General features: G+C 60.0%; 16 protein-coding genes. 13 read left to right on the top strand and 3 right to left on the bottom strand.

The window, feature by feature from the left end:
- A partial coding sequence (locus ACT3S2_RS15160) for a hypothetical protein (RefSeq protein ID WP_444561869.1) occupies window positions 1–458 on the bottom strand: 458 nt, incomplete at its 3' end.
- A gap of 18 nt (window positions 459–476) precedes the next feature.
- On the bottom strand, window positions 477–1,670 hold the full coding sequence (locus tag ACT3S2_RS15155) for an MFS transporter (protein WP_035094888.1): 1,194 nt from the start codon (window positions 1,668–1,670) through the stop codon (window positions 477–479).
- 122 nt (window positions 1,671–1,792) lie between these two features.
- Here ACT3S2_RS15155 and ACT3S2_RS15150 point away from each other — a divergent pair, with 122 nt between their 5' ends.
- Entirely contained in the window at window positions 1,793–2,371 is a 579-nt protein-coding gene (locus tag ACT3S2_RS15150; protein ID WP_087053563.1) for a TetR/AcrR family transcriptional regulator, read from the top strand.
- 171 nt (window positions 2,372–2,542) lie between these two features.
- On the opposite strand, the gene ACT3S2_RS15145 is transcribed toward ACT3S2_RS15150, so the two are convergent.
- On the bottom strand, window positions 2,543–4,138 hold the full coding sequence (locus tag ACT3S2_RS15145) for a helix-turn-helix domain-containing protein (RefSeq protein ID WP_006822420.1): 1,596 nt from the start codon (window positions 4,136–4,138) through the stop codon (window positions 2,543–2,545).
- Window positions 4,139–4,296: 158 nt separating this feature from the next.
- Between ACT3S2_RS15145 and ACT3S2_RS15140 the strand changes: the two genes are divergently transcribed.
- From ACT3S2_RS15140 to ACT3S2_RS15085, 12 genes are all read left to right on the top strand, one after another.
- Entirely contained in the window at window positions 4,297–5,118 is an 822-nt protein-coding gene (locus ACT3S2_RS15140; RefSeq protein WP_102598826.1) for a siderophore-interacting protein, read from the top strand.
- 90 nt (window positions 5,119–5,208) lie between these two features.
- Window positions 5,209–6,396 carry an MFS transporter gene (locus ACT3S2_RS15135; protein WP_102598827.1) on the top strand — a complete coding sequence of 396 codons (1,188 nt, stop codon included), beginning with the start codon at window positions 5,209–5,211 and terminating at the stop codon, window positions 6,394–6,396.
- Window positions 6,393–7,481 (top strand): ABC transporter substrate-binding protein, encoded by a 1,089-nt coding sequence (locus ACT3S2_RS15130; protein ID WP_013347785.1) that lies wholly within the window; start codon window positions 6,393–6,395, stop codon window positions 7,479–7,481. The genes ACT3S2_RS15135 and ACT3S2_RS15130 overlap by 4 nt, the downstream gene beginning before the upstream one ends.
- 44 nt (window positions 7,482–7,525) lie before the next feature.
- Window positions 7,526–8,587, top strand: a complete 1,062-nt coding sequence (locus tag ACT3S2_RS15125) for an ABC transporter substrate-binding protein (RefSeq protein WP_098072919.1) — start codon at window positions 7,526–7,528, stop codon at window positions 8,585–8,587.
- A gap of 80 nt (window positions 8,588–8,667) precedes the next feature.
- Complete coding sequence (locus tag ACT3S2_RS15120; RefSeq protein WP_102598828.1) at window positions 8,668–9,726, top strand: FecCD family ABC transporter permease; 1,059 nt, start codon at window positions 8,668–8,670, stop codon at window positions 9,724–9,726.
- On the top strand, window positions 9,723–10,802 hold the full coding sequence (locus tag ACT3S2_RS15115) for a FecCD family ABC transporter permease (protein WP_006822426.1): 1,080 nt from the start codon (window positions 9,723–9,725) through the stop codon (window positions 10,800–10,802). The genes ACT3S2_RS15120 and ACT3S2_RS15115 overlap by 4 nt, the downstream gene beginning before the upstream one ends.
- The gene (locus ACT3S2_RS15110; RefSeq protein WP_006822427.1) at window positions 10,799–11,683 is read left to right on the top strand and encodes an ABC transporter ATP-binding protein; all 885 of its coding nucleotides are present in this window, start codon (window positions 10,799–10,801) and stop codon (window positions 11,681–11,683) included. Before ACT3S2_RS15115 ends, ACT3S2_RS15110 begins: the two co-directional genes overlap by 4 nt.
- On the top strand, window positions 11,683–13,290 hold the full coding sequence (locus ACT3S2_RS15105; RefSeq protein ID WP_006822428.1) for an ATP-binding cassette domain-containing protein: 1,608 nt from the start codon (window positions 11,683–11,685) through the stop codon (window positions 13,288–13,290). Before ACT3S2_RS15110 ends, ACT3S2_RS15105 begins: the two co-directional genes overlap by 1 nt.
- Window positions 13,287–14,885 (top strand): ABC transporter ATP-binding protein, encoded by a 1,599-nt coding sequence (locus tag ACT3S2_RS15100; RefSeq protein ID WP_087053560.1) that lies wholly within the window; start codon window positions 13,287–13,289, stop codon window positions 14,883–14,885. The genes ACT3S2_RS15105 and ACT3S2_RS15100 overlap by 4 nt, the downstream gene beginning before the upstream one ends.
- Window positions 14,857–15,774, top strand: coding sequence for an AraC family transcriptional regulator (locus tag ACT3S2_RS15095; protein WP_006822430.1), 918 nt, complete (start codon window positions 14,857–14,859; stop codon window positions 15,772–15,774). The genes ACT3S2_RS15100 and ACT3S2_RS15095 overlap by 29 nt, the downstream gene beginning before the upstream one ends.
- Window positions 15,775–15,850: 76 nt before the next feature.
- The gene (locus tag ACT3S2_RS15090; RefSeq protein ID WP_164513769.1) at window positions 15,851–16,351 is read left to right on the top strand and encodes a MarR family winged helix-turn-helix transcriptional regulator; all 501 of its coding nucleotides are present in this window, start codon (window positions 15,851–15,853) and stop codon (window positions 16,349–16,351) included.
- Window positions 16,352–16,738: 387 nt separating this feature from the next.
- On the top strand, window positions 16,739–17,011 hold a 273-nt coding region (locus tag ACT3S2_RS15085; RefSeq protein ID WP_444561868.1), incomplete at its 3' end, for a DNA alkylation repair protein.

Genomic DNA, 17,011 nt, shown 5'->3' with positions numbered 1-17,011 from the left:
TCGATATCGCGTTCGTAAGTGACGATCTGGTTACCGGCACCAACAATGACCCAGGTATAGAGGCCTAAGCTATGACGGGTTTTGACCTTCATCCCAGAGACAAGTGTTGGCGCTTCGTCTTCGCCTCTTATGGTTTCGTCATGTCGGTCGATCCACTGCACAGTGAGTCCTTCAGTGAAGCCTGAATCGATGCTGCGCAGGAATTCGAATGCCGTGTGGTGGGCTTCTCCAGTTGTCGGGATCGCGTCAGGTTCGAAACCGCTGATTTGGCGGGTGTAGCCGTAGAGGATGCGGTCGTCTCCAAAGACGGTGGTTACGTGTTCGCCCCCGTACTTCGGGTCAGTGCCTGGATGGTGGCGGGTTACGGTGACCGGGGTTGTGCCTTGGTGTTCTTGCCGAGTCGTGACCTCGGTGAACGTTTCAGGGATTCTGAGGGTAGGGAGAAGATGTTCTGACATGGTGTTCCTTTCAGGGATTTATTGAGGCTGCTGTGGGGTTCGAGACCCGAAAATCGTGAATGTGAGGGCGAGTAAGAAAATGGGGATTGCGATGAGTGCCGTGACCTGCACGAGCCCAGTAGTTGATACTTGGGCCAATGTTGCAAGCACCGGGATTGGCAGAGCTGCAAGGCTGGCGCCGAGGAAGAGTGCGAAGGTGTAGAGCGCTGTGACACTGCCGTAATGTTCTGGGGACATGCCGGTGAGGGTTTGGATTGTTGCCGGGGCGAGCACCGACACGCAGGTGGCAAGGAGGAGCATGCCGAATCCTGCGCCCAGGACGCTGTGCCCGGTGAAAACAAGCAGGGTGCTTGCAAGCGCTGCGCCGGTAAATGCGGTAATCATGCGTGTACTTGGGCGGATTCGAGTAAGCCAGGGTGAAGCGGCTCCAGCCCAGATCAGAGCGGGCAGTGCACTGAGGCGCAGCATCAGGAGCTCGCTGTCCGGGTAGTGACCGGTGTGCCCGAGGGCTGCGTAGAGCGCGATGAATGGGCCAAGGATCGCCAGCGTTGCGATTAACAGTAAGACAATGCGCAACCTGCCCAAAAGGCCTGCAAGTATCCTCGTGGCGTTCTGACCAGTTTCTGCGCTGCCGGGAGTAGGCCGCAGACCACGCATGGCAAGCACCAGCCCTAAAGTCAGGGTGATCGCGCTGAGGATGAAGAACCAGCGCCATGAGCCCGCTAACACGACGAGCTGCGCGAGGACCTGCGCAAGCACCGCGGCAGCAAGAAAAGAACTGGTCAGTACGGTCACGGCGATTAAGCGGACAGCGGTCGGCAGGCGTGCACCGAAGTATGCGAAAACCGATGGGGCGAAGCTTGCCGCGGCGGCACCTTGCACGATCCTGCCACCGAGAAGCCAAGACATGCTCGGGGCACAAGCCACGAAGACAGTGGCTGCAAGCAGTACGGTCAGGCCGATCAGAAAGCACCTTGTCGCACCATAACGATCGACCGCTGGCCCCCAGACGAGGAAACCAATCGCATAGGCAACCCCGAATAGGGACTGCACCAATTCCGAGGTGCCCGGATCAGCACCGAGGTCGAGGGCCGAAGCCGGACCGAGCACGAGCGCACCGTAGAGCTGTGAGAGCACCACCAGGGCAAGTACTACAAAGAACGTGATCGAGAGAGGCGCTCGATCCAAAATTTTTGGTCGGGTGGCAGGCATGGGTGGCGCGTCAGAAATGATTGGTCGGGAGGTGGGCATACACATCACGCTACAACCAACTGGTTAGTTGGGCAACTATCTGGTTGGTTGCTTCTCAGTGGTGGAGCTTCTACGCTGGGGACATGGCTGGACCAGAAAACACCAAACGAGCGCTCCTTGAGGCGGGCCGTGAGGAGTTCGCGAAGCACGGACTTGCCGGAGCTCGTACGGATAGAATCGCCGCGAATTCCGGTGTGAATAAGCAACGTATCTACGCATATTTCGGCAGCAAACAAGGCATGTTCCATGCCGTGTTATCTGACGCACTGGATTCTCTGCTCGGAATTGTCCCGTATCCCAAAGGAGACTTGCCGCCAGGAGAGTTCCTCTCCGCGTATCTACAAGCAGTCAATGCTTACCATGCCAAGCATCCGGACCTGTTGCGCCTGTTGCAATGGGAAGCACTCGAACCCGACACCGTCGAACCGGAGAGTGATTCCAGATCGGTGTACTACCAGGATAAAGTCACTTCCTTGGCACAACGTCTGAACATCGAGACGAAGGAAGCCGCACCGATCCTGTTTGGAATAATCGGGCTCGCAGCCTGGCCACACATCGTCCCGCAACTGGCCGCTCTCATCATGGACGACTCTCCCAAGCGTGCTCAGAAACAGGCTTTACAGTGGGCAATAAACAGTGTCGCTTCACTCACTGTGAGGTGATGACCTGAAAGATCCTCGGCCGCAGATCTCGGTGCATGAAACCGTGCAGTAGGCAGCGTCTTAGGCTTTCTTGCGGAAATGTTGTCAGGGGTAAGGTGCGCACAGTTTGGGGTGGTCCTACTCCATGGCGCGGGTCGGCTGGGCATCACCAAAGTCGTTCCGGTGACGGTTCTAGCGGATGATCAGGGGCTCATCAGTGTGTTGCCAACCATTGCGTTGATATTCACGCGGGGACATGTCGTGGGCTCGGGTGAAGACCGTGGTAAATGCTGATGGATGTGCGTAGCCAAGCCGACGAGCCGCCTGCGCCACACCAACCCCTTCTTCAAGATAGCGGCGTGCTTCGGTCATGCGTACCTCCGATCGCCAGGCCACATAACTCTGCCCTGTGGTCGCGAGGAAAGCGCGGCCGAGGTCTCTTGCGTCGGCATTGAGTACTTGCGCCCATCGTGTGAGAGTTCGTCGATCCGCTGGATTGTTGCGCACCGCGCGGATGATCTTGTAAACGGGCGTAACTCCCGCCAAGTCTTCGGCTGCTCCGGCTCGCGTCCTCGTGGCATGCTTGAGAAATGAGTGCGTGATCCGGTTCGGGTCGTGCGACGTAGGGCGAACAAGGCTGTAATTGGCGACGAAAGTGTGCAGCAGGTAGAGCTCAGCCTCATCTGGAAATCGCTGGACGAGGTTGCGAGGAAGTCGCGTTTCCGGTGTGCCGTGGCGTGATCCGAGAGGGAGTAGCAGCGAGCCGCGCGAAAGTGTAATGCTGTTGCGAACGCCTGCGGGAAGCCAGATAGCGTCGCCGCGTCGGAGTCGTCGAGTGCGCTCACCGACCATTACTCGCGCGGCACCGCGGTAGAGCCATACCAGGACGTGGAAATCGTTGATCCGATTCCAGGTCTGCGTTGCCGGGACGGACGGCGGTGAAGCCTCAGGTGGAGCCGCCTCAGGTTGCAGTTGAGGCAGCATCAGTTCGCTGAAGTCGGTGGCAAGGGTGTCATCGTGACGGGGAATGACAGGCCGCGCCTTCTTGTACTGGCGGGGGGTCATTCCAGTTTGTGTGTGGAATGCTCTCGTGAATCCAGCGGGAGTGGAGAAGCCGACCTGCCTGCCTGCTTGGCCGATCTCGTGGCCAGCATCCATCAGGGCGGCTGAGGCCGCAACACGTACAGCAGTGCGCCACCGTATGAATGGAAGTCCTGTCTCTTGCAGAAACTGCAGTTGCAAAGTCCGAACGCTGATATTGACCGCTCGTGCGTGGTCTGTCGTCTCGGAGGGATCATCGGGTCTCTGGAGCAGCGAGTGCGCGACCGTCAGGGCTTCAGGTGAGCGGGGCATCGGAGGCAGTGGCACCTGCTCTATAGGCCGCGCTTCTTCCTTAGGTGTCGCGTAGCGAGACCCGGCAACCAGATCGAGGAGGCTGGTGTCGGAGGTTGCGCCCCGAAGGTAGCCGATACTCCGCGCGAACTGGTAGATGAGCCACTCGGACCAGCTGTTTGAGAGATTGATGCGCTGGGGTCGGTCGAGGTTCGGCGCGCGGGTTCCTGCGGCTGGGAAGATCGGGAATGCGACTGAGTCAGCGCCCACCTCCACGGTGTAGGGGATACCGGCAGGCAACCATATGCCCTGCCCGGAGGAGAGTAGGTACTCCTGTTGCGCTGCGCGAACCTCTGCGGTTCCCGCGTGCACCCATAAGAGGGAGGGGTCACGTGTGTTGTGCACAGACACTGCTTGGGAGGTAGGCACCGGTGGTGGGTCGAACAGCACGAGCATGATCCTTTGTTCACTAGTCAGGCATCAGCATCAGAGTATGCGAACTCTGCGCTTACGGATAAATCATCCGACCTAAGTAAGGGTACACTTACTTAGTGAGCCCATGTGTGCCGATGCTTGTGGGGGTGGTCCGTTCTGTCGCTGTAAGGAGATTGTCTATGAGTGTGTCTGCACGTACGTTGCGCTTGGTTCCAGTAGCGCTGCGTGAACTTGCTGTAGGCCGCGTTGTGGACGTGACTTCGGGGATGAAGCGGATCACGCTGACGGGGAGCCAGTTGGGTGAGTTCACCTCGCCAGGGGGAGATCTGCAACCAGCTTTCACCTCACCGGGGTTCGATGACGATATTCGTTTGCTGTTTCCCTATCCAGGTGAGAGTGAGCCGGTCTTGCCTGTGATCGAAAATGGCCGCGTAACGTTCGCGGAAGGGAGGCGCCCCATCGCACGGGCGTACTCGGTGCGACGTTACGACTCGGAATCGCGTGAGCTGGATGTTGATTTCGTGCTGCATGGGCACGGGGTTGCGGCCGATTGGGCTCGGCGGGCACGACCTGGTGACCCGATCCATATCGCGGGTCCGGGCAAGACGCAGAGCCTGCCTGCCGGTTGCGACTGGTTCCTTGTGGCAGGTGACGATACAGCGATTCCCGCTATTGCACGGCTCCTCGAAGAACTACCGTGCGATGCGCGCGGTCAGGTTCTCATCGATGTTGCGGAAGACGATCACCGACAAGAACTCACTGCCCCTGAGGGAATCGAGATCTCCTGGATTCCTCGCCATGCTGGCACGCGGCACCCGTTGCTCAACGCGATACAAAACTTGAGGTGGCCAGAAGGTGAGCCGTTTGCATGGCTCGCTGGCGAACAGGCCGAGGTGCAGAAGATGCGCCGCTTCTTGGTCAAAGAACGCGCTGTTCCAAAGTCCGATATCGATTTCACGGGCTACTGGAAGCGGGGTGCGGCAAGACTCGTCGGCAGCTGAGTCGGGGCGAACACGCTTCCCTCACCCACGATCTACCCACCCGCTCAGTCATTTTCGGACACACCCCAGCAATCAAGAGAAAGGCAGTCAATGTCAAACACCCTCACGGCACGCCGCTTGGCGCTTTGTGCATTGTTCCTGTTGCCGGGTCTGGCCATGTCTTCCTGGGTCACGCGCACGCCAGCAATTCGCGACTTGCTCGGAGCTTCGACCGCGCAGATGGGGCTCGTGATTTTCGGCCTGGCGCTCGGAGCGATGGTGGGGATTCTCGGTTCAGGGCCGTTGTTGGCACGACTTGGCGCGAAGCCACTGATCGCATTCGGCACGTTGGGCGTCGCCGTGAGCGTGCCCCTCATCGCTCTTGGTGCGGCAGCTCAGATCGATGGGGTCGTCATCGCAGCGTTGGGGTTGTTCGGCCTGAGCATGGGCGGTAGCGAGATCGCAATGAACGTAGAGGGCGCTGATGTCGAAGCCATCACTGGCAGACCATTCCTGCCAGCGCTACATGGCTCGTTTAGCTTGGGCACCCTTATCGGCGCGATACTCGGAATTGTTGCTACCGCTGCGGACTTCTCAGTTATCGTGCATCTGCTGACGGTCGGGCTATGCGGCGTTCTGATCCTGATAGTTTGCATACGCTTCCTACCACCCGCGACTGGTCGCCGACAGAAACCGAAGAGTCCTGTTTACCGTGCTGAGCGAGCCGTATGGCGCGACTCTTCTGTTTGGTTCATCGGAGTCATCGTTCTGGCAATGGCATTTGCTGAGGGTACGGCAAACGACTGGCTACCCCTCATCATGGTCGACGGGTATGGTCTGAATCCGACGCTCAGCTCGACGGTCTTCGCGGTCTTCGCGGCAGCAATGACGCTCGGACGGTTCTTGGGAGGACCGGTTGTTCAACGGTTCGGGCGCGCCTGGGTGCTCGGAGCGAGCGCTCTGAGCGCCGTTATTGGCATCTCGCTCGTTGCTTTTGTTGACAATTCGCTCGTGGCGGGATTTGCAGTCGTGTTGTGGGGGCTAGGCGCGTCTCTCGGGTTCCCTGTAGCGATCTCCTCGGCTGGGGCGTCAGGAGAGAACCCGGCAACGCGTGTTGCTTTCGTGACCGTCATCGGATATGTCGCGTTTCTCGTTGCTCCACCCCTACTTGGTTTCATCGGCGAACGTGCCGGGCTACGCGGAGCGCTCATCATTCCCCTCCTCGTGCTCTTCGTTTCCATCTTCCTCAGCCCGGTCGCCCGAACGCGACCATCCTCAATCCAGATAGGGACACCATGAGCCGTTCGAAAGCTAAGCATTCTCGCATCCTCAGCAGCATCTGTGTTGTATTCACCATTTCCTTGTTCGCTGCAGGTTGCTCGGCAAAGCCCGAATCTGATGCCGCAACGAGACCCTCTGAACAAGCATCTTTACTGCCAGCGGCCGAGCAGACAACAAGCTATCCGCTCACACTCGAATCACCTTTCGGTGAGACTGTTCTGCCGGAACGTCCTGAACGCATTGCAGCGGTCGCCCCGACTGCGATCGACACTGAGTTGCTTCTCGCCCTCGGGGTGACCCCCATTCTCACGTCAAGTCTCGTGAGTGAAGGCGGTTATCTCGACGATCACGGGGCAGCAGAAATCGAAACCTACGAGTTCATATCCGGTGAAGACATTCCGATAGAAACCATCGCAGCTAGCGACCCTGACCTTATCGTAGCGGTGGGATGGACAGACGGGTTGAGTGGCGTCAACCTTGGCGACTACTACGACCGATTGACATCAATCGCCCCAGTGCTGACCAGTCCCGACACGTCGTCGCAACAGCTCATCCCTTGGCAAGACTCTCTTCGCCTCCTGGGATCGACGCTCGACCTCGAAGACGCAGCAACACAAGTCATCGCACATCACCAAGAACATTTCGCGGAGATACGGAATGAACACCCGGAATTCGCGGGTCTCACCGCCAGCTGGGTTCTCCACTTCGGGGCCGCAAATAACCTCCGCTATATGTCTCCATCGGGATCGGGTACAGAACTCTTCCTCAGCGAGCTTGGGTTCATTCCCAACCCAAAAGCGGAACAGTTCGTAGGTGACCCGTGGGTCAGCAATGAACTGCTGACGCAAATTGATGCGGATGTGCTTTTGCTCGGCCAGACCGTAAACGCGAGTGACGAAGAGATGCACGAGCTTGTCACCGAGAACGACCTCTTCATGAATCTGGGCGCTGTGATGTCCGGACATCTCGTCCAGCTGGCACCGAAGACCGAAGACGACCGAGACCTACTTTGGACGGTCACGGTAGGCGGGCCGATCGGACAGGAATGGGCAGCAGATTATCTCGTTCCGCGCATCGCCGATGTCCTCACGAAGACTTCGTGACCACCCACCAATGAACATTCCGAACTATAGAAAGGCGAACACGAATGAAGAAGACCAGACGCTCCCGCGTCATTGCCAGTATCGGGGCGACCCTTGCGACAATACTGCTCATCGCGGGCTGTTCTACCAGTCCGGACTCCAACGGCAGTCCTGAAGAACCCGGCGCAAACGAGTCAAGCCTGCTCCCGGCCGCCGAGGGTACGACGACCTACCCTCTGACGCTCGAGTCACCGTACGGGGAGACGGTCCTCAAGGAACGCCCTGAGCGGATCGCAGCCATCGTTCCAAACGCGATCGACACCGAGTTGCTGCTTTCCTTAGGGGTCACGCCCGTTCTGACTTCGAACTTCGTAAGCGAGGGTGGCTATCTCGAAGCACACGGATCAGCCAAGCTGGATACCTACGAGTTCACGATGGGCGAAGACATCCCCATCGAGGCCATCGCAGCGAGCAACCCCGACCTCATCGTCACGGTGGGTTGGCCCGGATTCGGGGAGGTACGTGACTACTACGAGCGGCTCTCGCAGATTGCTCCGGTGGTGACGAGTCCGGAATCCTCGCAACACATCATTCCGTGGCAAGACTCGATTCGTATCTTGGGTGAGACGCTGGATCTCAGCGACGCTGCCGAGGCAGTCATTGCCGAACACGACGAACTCTTCGCGCAAGTGCGTGCAGATCATCCTGAATTCGACGGACTCACCGCGACCTGGGCGATCTTCTACGGTCCGGCGAATGGCCTTCAGTACTTCTCGCAGCCCGGCTCCGCACCTGCTGCATTCCTGACCGACCTCGGTTTCAGTGAGAACCCCAACGCCACGGAATTCGCGACCGACACCAAGGTCAGTGACGAACTCCTATCAAAGATTGACGCCGACATCCTCATCCTTGGACAAAGCGCAGCCGCGAGCGACGCTGAAATTCAGGAGTTGACAGACCGCGACCTGTTCCAGAATTTGGGAGCAGTATCGTCCGGTCAGTTTGTCCAACTGCCACCGAAAACTGAAGACGGCGGCGATCTCGTTTGGGCAATCACCAGCGGAGGCCCCATCGGCAACGCCTGGGCCGCCGAACGCATCGTTCCCCAAATCGCGGACGTGCTCTAACTCGGCCTACGAACGATTGCGGTACCACGGGCGCATCAACCCGTGGTACCGCAATCGCTGAACAACACGAAAGATCGGTCATGACTGTTCCGTTAGTACGTGCGCGCAAGGCGCGCACAACACTGGAAGAAGGGCACCTCACAACAAGCAACCGTCGAATATCGGGTGTGATTGTGCTGCTCGCGTTGCTTGTGGTGGTTCTGGCAGCAAGCCTGTCATTCGGCGCGAACCCGTTACCCATCAGCGAGATCTGGCGGGTCGTACTCTCCCCAGATAGCTCCGAGGCAAGCTCCATTGTCTGGACATTACGAGTACCTCGCACGGTTGTGGGGATTGCTGCTGGTGTGGCATTCGGTGTTTCGGGCGCGCTCATCCAGGCGATCACACGCAACCCGCTTGCCGATCCCGGTATTCTCGGCGTAAATGCCGGAGCGGGGTTCGCCATTGTCGTTGGCGTGACGTTGTTCGGAGTCGGAGGAATCACCGGGTACATCTGGTTTTCGTTCATCGGTGCGATCCTTGCCACGGTGCTCGTCTACCTGATCGGGTCAGCGGGACGAGGCGCCTCATCTCCCGTCACACTCGTGCTCGCAGGCATCGCACTTGCCGCTGTCCTCTCAGCTTTCTCAACGTTTCTGACACTGATGGATCAGGAGACGTTCCGTTCCTTCCGGGCTTGGGGGTTGGGTTCCCTCTCGCGCGCCTCACTCGATGACACCGCTTCGGTTGCCCCGTTTCTGGCGGTAGGAATCCTGTTAGCCGCACTGATCAGCAGCTCCTTGAACGCGGTCGCGCTGGGAGACGACCAAGCGACCGCACTCGGAGCAAGCGTCACCCGCACTCGTATTTTGGGGATCATTGCCGTGACGCTCCTCGCAGGTGGCGGAACAGCGCTCACCGGAGGTATCGCGTTCGTAGGTCTCATGGTCCCGCACATCGTGCGCTGGTTCACCGGACCCGACCAGCGATGGATCATCGCCTACACCGCCCTCGCGGCACCCTCCATCGTGCTCATCGCAGACGTGCTGGGACGAGTGATCACCCGCCCCGGCGAGATCGAGGCCGGCGTGCTCACCGCACTCATCGGTGCCCCCGTCCTCATCGCACTTGTGCGCCGGCGAAAGGCATCCGGGCTATGAAATCCACTATTCAAATCCCACGACAGATCGATTTCGGTTACCGGAACCGCACAATCCGTACTCAGCGCGCCGTCGCGCTGAGATTCAGCGCACGGAGCATTGCGATCAACTCGATCCTCGCCGTAGTTGCGGTGACCGTTGCGGTGATGTCCCTCGGAATCGGTGACTATCCACTGACAACTGCCCAGGTTGTCCAGTCGCTCTTCGGCCAGGGCGATGACTTCCATCGCCTGATCGTGACGGAATGGCGTCTGCCCATCGCGATCGCGGCAATCCTGTTCGGAGCGCTACTGGGGATCGGCGGTGCAATCTTCCAATCGCTGACCCGCAACCCCCTGGGATCTCCGGATGTAATCGGCTTCGACGCAGGATCGTACACGGCCGTGGTGCTCACAATCCTTGTCATCGGCGCGAATCAGTACTGGTACATCGCCGCAGCAGCTCTGGTCGGCGGGCTGCTCACCGCAATCGTGGTGTATCTGCTCTCCTATCGAGGAGGCGTGCAGGGTTTCCGCCTCATCATCGTCGGCATCGGAGTTTCCGCGATGCTGGGATCGATCAACGCGTACCTCATCACTCGCGCCGAGATCACCGATGCGATGAGCGTCGGTTTCTGGGCGGCCGGGTCGCTCAGTCGCGTCGGATGGCACTCGCTTGTCCCCGTCATCATCGGGGGCCTGATTGTCTTCATCGGAGTGACGATGTTGGCTCCCGCTCTGCGACAACTGGAACTTGGTGACGACGCGGCACTCGCTCAGGGGGTGAACGCTTCCGTTGCTCGCCCGCTGCTGCTGATCCTGGGAGTTGCGACGACCGCGTTGGTGACAGCTGCTGCCGGTCCGATCGGGTTCGTCGCACTGTCCGCGCCACAGCTCGCGAGGCGATTGACACGGACACCCGGGGTAACCGTGGCTGCGTCCGCGTTCATGGGAGCCGCGCTCTTGTCTCTCGCGCAGTTGCTGTCGCTCGTGATCGCGCAGGTCTACCGGCCTGTTCCGGTTGGCCTCATCACCGTGAGCCTGGGTGGTCTCTACCTAATCTGGCTCCTTATTCGTGAAACAAGGAGAAGCATATGACACGAGTGGACACTCACCCCCTCGCCACTGCTAACACCGCCGAGTTGACCGTACCGACAAGTCGACTGTGGACGGTGAATGCCACGATCGGCTATGACAAGCGCGTCATCAACGAGAACCTGTCGGTGTCGATTCCCGATGAGTCTTTCACCGTGATCGTCGGGCCGAATGCATGCGGCAAGTCGACCCTTCTGCGCGGGCTATCCAGGCTCCTGAAACCAGGATCAGGGCGGGTGGTACTTGACGGACAAGACATCCATTCCTACAAGGCCAAAGAGGTTGCGCGCAAGTTGGGACTGCTACCGCAGACCTCGCTCGCTCCCGATGGGATCAGAGTCGCTGATCTGGTCGCTCGCGGCCGGTATCCGTACCAGAAACTGATCCGACAGTGGACACCGGACGATGAGCAGGCGGTCTCTACCGCGATGGCAGCAACTGGCATCCATGAACTCTCAGACCGGCTCGTCGACGAACTCTCCGGCGGGCAACGACAGCGAGTCTGGGTCGCGATGGCGCTGGCACAGCAGACCGAAATCCTGTTGCTGGACGAGCCGACGACGTTCCTTGACCTGACCCATCAGATCGAGCTGATGGAACTATTCACCGACCTCCACCTTGCCGGGCACACCCTTGTCGCCGTTCTTCACGACCTCAACCAGGCTGCCCGCTACGCAACGCATCTCGTCGCGATGAAGGACGGAGGTGTCGTCGCCGAGGGCCCACCGGCTGAGGTACTGACCTCCGACCTGGTCGAGCAGGTGTTCGGTCTGCGCTGTCTCGTCGTTCCTGATCCCGTCGCAGGAACCCCGCAGGTGGTGCCGCTCGGACGAGACCGGCATCGGAACAAGGAAACTCCGATCAAGGAAGGAGGCACCGAATAGTGCCCGCACTCAACAATGACCCTGCGGCCGCACCGGCCTCACCCATTGCGGCCGCACTGCGCCCCGCGATCCCTGTGCTTACAGCAGCGGTTACCGCCGCCGCGCTTGGTGGCCTCACGATGGTCGGAGCCTTATGGTTCACCGTGCAGGTCGTCGCTGCGGTGACACTGACGCATGCGATTTCGGCGTGTGTCTGCTGGCTCATTGGAGGCCTGCTCCTGTCCGTCTCGTCGTGGCTCGCACATCACGGGGAGGCAAGATTCTCCGCACGGCTACGGCGCGATACCGCTCGCCATCTCGCGCACATGCCGATGAGCACGGTCTCACGGTATGGCGCTGACGCGCTGCGTCGTCTGGTAGGCGAAGACATTGCCGCGCTACACCACACCGTCGCACATCTGCCCGCGGAAATCGCGACCCTTGCGGTGGTGCCCCTCGCGACAGTAACTCTGCTGGTCGCAGTGGCGGGTCCCCTTACCCTGATTGCGCTGATCCCTGGCCTGCTGGCCGCAGCCTACTATCTGTTCATCGTGCCGCGAAGCTCAGCGAAACACGGAACCGAAACGGTCCGTGTGATGACGGACATCAGGACCGCTGTCGACGACTACGCACGCGGCATTCGCGTGTCCCGCATTTACAGCGCACAGGCCGGGGCAACCGCCAACTATGCCGACGCAGCACGCCGGTTCACCGAGAACATGGTCGCCTGGGTGCGACGGGTCGCGACACTCTCTTCCGTAGCGGTGGCGCTGCTCCAGGCCGTCGCAACCTATGCGATCGCCTACGCCATCGGCTACGACCAAGAGCCGGCAGTGCTCGCCGCCATGCTGCTGTTCGGGCTCGCCGTGGTCACCCCGGCGCTGCGCCTTGGGCATGGCCTGGACTATGTACGAGCGGGCAGCGCCGCGGCCGAACGCATCGCAGCGGTACTCCGCGAACCGACCGTCACGGGATCAACCGATCACAGTGACGACCCTGGACTTGAACTCGTCGACGTGCGGATCGGTCAGGACGACCGCACACTCATCCACAGTCTTTCCCACACATTCTCACCAGGATTAGTCACCGCGATAACCGGCCCCAGTGGCAGCGGCAAGACCACGCTGCTACGTACTATTGCCGGGCTGGAAACGCTCGAAAGCGGCGTGATCCGGTACCCCCACAGGGAGACGAACAGCGAGAAGACGTCACCCGACTCGGTGTTACTCATTCCACAAGGTGGGGATGTGCTCTCCGGGACGATCCGCGAAAATATCGCGCTCTCGACCCCAGAGGCCACCGATGATGAGATCAGCACCGCGCTTCGACGTGCGCAACTCGACCTCCCCCTGGATACCGCGACGACCACCCTGTCGGGCGGTGAACGTCAACGAGTCGGACTCGCCCGCGCGTTCCTCACCGATGCCCGTGTGATCCTGCTCGATGAACCCACCAGCGCGCTGGATAAGGACACGAGCGGGCGGCTCGTCAGCGAGCTACACACATTCGTCATGGAGGAATCGAAGACGCTCTTGATTGTCACCCACGATCATGGACTGGCCGAGGGCGCCACAGCACAGCTCAAGCTCACCGGCAACTCGGTCACGGTAGCCGGAGGAACCCGATGAACACGCAGCACACCCAGACCCTTCCTGCAGCGGCTCGCCGCAGACTGGTACTCATATCACTTGGCTGGGCACTCGTCGCGCTGGCCGAGGCGACGGCCTACACCGTGCTCGCCCTTGCGATCGCAAAGCACCAGCCACCGGGAATGGTGATCGCGACTGCGGCCGTCGCCCTGTTTATCACCGTGCTCGTCTCGCGCAGCGGCTACCTCACCGGGGCAAGGCTGGCCGGAGATCTCTTCCAAGGAGTTGGCGCGGCCTTCTCCCACGCCAAACTCTCGTGGTTCACCGAGAAGAACCGAACTCTTGTCGGCACGGTCGCCGGACAATCAATCCCCGCCCTGATGAGCGTTCCCGCCCATCAGCTGCAGACGTTCATTCTCTCGCCGCTCATCCCGCTTCTCTTGCTTGTCGGTATCGCGATCGTCGCTGGCCCCCTCACCATGCTTCTGGTGGCCGGGCTTGTCATCATCGCGTTCCTCGCACAACTACTCGCTCAACGAGCCCTCAGCCGTGCAGACGCAGGCCGAAACACTGTCGAGCAGGCCACCACCGAGGCATCCCTGGAATTCATCGATCACCTCGAACTGCTGCGGACCGCCGCAGGGCCAGACCGAGCCGTGGCGCGCCTGGAAGACAGATGGGACTCGGAAGAGGCTGCGCTCGCGCGTACGAACCGTGTATCGACTCCCGCGACCTTCGTTTCTAGTCTCGCGAGCATTCTGCCGCTTGCTGGTGTCCTCCTCTTCATCGCGTCGACAGCCATTGATGACCCGGCTACGGCACTGGCGCTCATCATCCTCACCGCCCGTGCATCTGCACCTTTGGATGCTCTCGCCCTGGCGGGGGTCTCGATCAACGAATTGCGTACCACGATCAACCGGTATCGCGCGGTGCTCTCGGCCCCGGTCTTACCCGAGCCGACCAAATCTGTCCAGAGCGTCGGCCATGCGATGACAGTGAATGATGTCTCGCACATCACCGTGCTGAAAGGGATCTCTACCGAGGTGCCCGAGGGCTCTACGACGATCATCACTGGTCCGACCGGAAGCGGCAAGAGCACCCTGCTTTCCCTGCTGATGCGGTTCGACGATCCTGACAATGGGCGTATCGAACTCGGCGGGGTCGACCTCACAGACATGCGATACGAAGACCTCGCGCAACGGATCGGCTATGTGCCGCAGGATCCTGTCGTGTTCGACGGAACACTGGCCGACAACATCCGTCTCGGCGACCCATCGGCCACCGATGAAGAGATCATCCATGCGGCAAAACAAGCCGCACTCGGTCAAGTCATCGAGCAATCACCGCTCGGGATTCAGCAATCAGTAGGCCACCACGGAAACGCACTGTCAGGCGGTGAACGCCAACGAGTCGCGATCGCCCGAGCCCTCCTTAAACAGGCACCGATCCTCATCCTCGACGAGGCGACCTCCGCCCTCGATACCGCCACGGAAGCGAAGATCGCCGAAACGATCCGCGCGCTCCCATGCACGAAGATCGTCGTCACTCACCGCGACGCGGACACAACCTGGCAGCCGACAGGTCACATTGCGCTCGGAGCACCAAGTGGTCGGAACACCAACGACCTCTGGTGAAAATGAAGTGAATTTGTTTGGGTCAGGCGGGCTGCCAGTGTTAGTGCGGGATCAGACAGCGCAGGTTCCGTCCGGCCCGTTGCGTGTGGCTGCGGTGAAGGTCGTGTTCGTGCTCTCAGGATGGGGACGCCTGCACACTCCAACAGGTGAGGAGCTATTGGGCGCGGGCAGTATTTTGACGATTCCAAATGGTATTGAGTGTCGCGGGTTTCCAGCAGAACATATGCGAACAGTGACTTTCTACATTCATCCCGGATTTCTAGCCGATCAGGTGCGGTGGCTGTCTGCAGCACACCCTCTGGTACACCATCTGCACCGTGCTCTCCACAAGAATTCTGAGCTCGGAACGTTGCGACTCTCGCCGGGAGCGTTGCTTGAACTCACTCCCAGCCTGCTCCGCCTCGCACACAAACCTGAGACTACTACGAGCGACTTTACCGTGCTCGCAGGAGCCTCGGAGGTGTTCGATGCGGTAGGAAAACTGACCGGCGTTGCCTCAGGCAGCACCGATCGTATCGGGGCGTTCCCAAGACGAGAAGTGACCATGGCAGTCGCCCTGCTACAGGCAAATCTGAATCACCCCTGGCGCGTCGATGAACTCGCTCGGGAGATTGCCCTGTCATCGTCACAGTTGACCCGGCTTTTCCGCTCGCATGTGGGTGTCGCTCCCGGGACTTTTCTTCGTCAGCTTCGGGCGGATCGGCTGGCTGAGCTTCTTGCCACGACGGACCTTTCGGTGAGCGAGGCTGCGGCACGCGCAGGCTGGGGTGCCAGTACGCTTGCCTCCCGGTCGTTTAAGCAGCGGTACGGGGTCTCGCCGAGCATCTACGCGCGCTTCCATCGTGGCGAGAAGAACACACTCCTCACGCTGAGCGATCAGACTTCGTGAACCGATGCCAGCAAAGCTTGGGATGTCCTTTTCCGCACAAAGAGGGCTAGTTAGCTGCCTGATAGTATGGCACTTAATGAATAAGGGTGTGGTCGTCAAACACGACTTTTTGCTGGCTCACGTTGATCACGATGAGTCTGCTCAAGTCGTGATGGCGGTGCTGTCTGCGGCGCGGCGCATCGATGACGCATGCGCCCACCTGCTGGCGCGGCATGGGCTTTCCGAGGGAAGGTTCGCAGTGTTGCTCGCGGTCAGCGAGCGTGATGACGCGAGTCCCGGGTGGATCGCCGAGCGGCTTGGGGTGACTCGCGCAACGGTCACTGGTCTTCTTGAAGGGCTGGTCAAAAGTGACTTTGTCGTGCGCATGGCCGCGCCAGGAGACCGCCGTTCGCACAACATCAAGCTCACGGAGGCTGGGGTCGCTGTTGTGAAAGAACTCGTACCCGTATACAAGGAGTGGTTGCGCCAGATCGCGGACAAGGTTGCGACGCCGCAAGACATTATCTCGAGTCTGGAACAGCTACGGCACAACCTGAGATCAGGAGCACCAACGAAGGGGGGTCATGAGTCGTCCTAGAACGGTTGCAGGGTTTGTGCCCGAACGGTTGCAGCAGTTACAGGCTGGGAGTATTGCAACGAGCACGCCCACCGAAGCATTAGCGATCGATCAGGGGTGTTGCTGCGCAATGTGCTCCCTGACGCTCCTGAACGTTTGCATGACGCTGCACGTGCGACGCAAAGCCAGGGAATTTTGGCGAGGATGCAACCCATCGGCGAGGCACTGCACAATCATCTTGGTACTGCAGACCCGGATCGCTGAGCTACGCACCGCTCAGACACGGTGCGTGGGTGGGCATGTTTCGCGGTTGCTGCTGGCCCGATCTTCCAAACCGCCGAAACCTTGCTGCCAGTGTTACGGCCAGCAGCCGATGATCAGCATTTCGCGGTTCGGGAATGGGCGTGGATGACGGCCAGGCCCACGCTCACAGCGCACCTCATCGAGAGCATCACGGTGCTTTCTGTTTGGACAGGTACAGATTCAGAACGCATCCGCCGGTTCACGAGCGAAGCGCTATGCCCGCGAGGAGTGTGGGCCAAACATATCGCCGCCCTCACACACGACCCTGAGCTGGGGTTACAGATCCTCGAACCCTTACGCAGTGACACGTCACGCTATGTGCAAGACTCTGTCGCGAACTGGATCAATGATGCCTCGAAAACCCAGCCCGAATGGGTC

The sequence above is a fragment of the Arthrobacter sp. AOP36-A1-22 genome (genome assembly GCF_052377615.1).
In the GTDB taxonomy this organism is placed as follows: Bacteria; Actinomycetota; Actinomycetes; order Actinomycetales; family Micrococcaceae; genus Arthrobacter_H.
Note: the sequence above shows the minus strand (reverse complement) of the source record. Positions and strands in the feature narration are given on the sequence as shown.

Bases quoted from the DNA above. Each gene is read 5' to 3' on its own strand.
- ACT3S2_RS15150 (WP_087053563.1), top strand. From the start codon at position 1,793: ATGGCTGGACCAGAAAACACCAAACGAGCGCTCCTTGAGGCGGGCCGT.
- ACT3S2_RS15155 (WP_035094888.1), bottom strand. From the start codon at position 1,670: ATGCCTGCCACCCGACCAAAAATTTTGGATCGAGCGCCTCTCTCGATC.
- ACT3S2_RS15145 (WP_006822420.1), bottom strand. From the start codon at position 4,138: ATGCTCGTGCTGTTCGACCCACCACCGGTGCCTACCTCCCAAGCAGTG.
- ACT3S2_RS15135 (WP_102598827.1), top strand. From the start codon at position 5,209: ATGTCAAACACCCTCACGGCACGCCGCTTGGCGCTTTGTGCATTGTTC.
- ACT3S2_RS15125 (WP_098072919.1), top strand. From the start codon at position 7,526: ATGAAGAAGACCAGACGCTCCCGCGTCATTGCCAGTATCGGGGCGACC.
- ACT3S2_RS15140 (WP_102598826.1), top strand. From the start codon at position 4,297: ATGAGTGTGTCTGCACGTACGTTGCGCTTGGTTCCAGTAGCGCTGCGT.
- ACT3S2_RS15130 (WP_013347785.1), top strand. From the start codon at position 6,393: ATGAGCCGTTCGAAAGCTAAGCATTCTCGCATCCTCAGCAGCATCTGT.
- ACT3S2_RS15110 (WP_006822427.1), top strand. From the start codon at position 10,799: ATGACACGAGTGGACACTCACCCCCTCGCCACTGCTAACACCGCCGAG.
- ACT3S2_RS15115 (WP_006822426.1), top strand. From the start codon at position 9,723: ATGAAATCCACTATTCAAATCCCACGACAGATCGATTTCGGTTACCGG.
- ACT3S2_RS15120 (WP_102598828.1), top strand. From the start codon at position 8,668: ATGACTGTTCCGTTAGTACGTGCGCGCAAGGCGCGCACAACACTGGAA.
- ACT3S2_RS15100 (WP_087053560.1), top strand. From the start codon at position 13,287: ATGAACACGCAGCACACCCAGACCCTTCCTGCAGCGGCTCGCCGCAGA.
- ACT3S2_RS15090 (WP_164513769.1), top strand. From the start codon at position 15,851: ATGAATAAGGGTGTGGTCGTCAAACACGACTTTTTGCTGGCTCACGTT.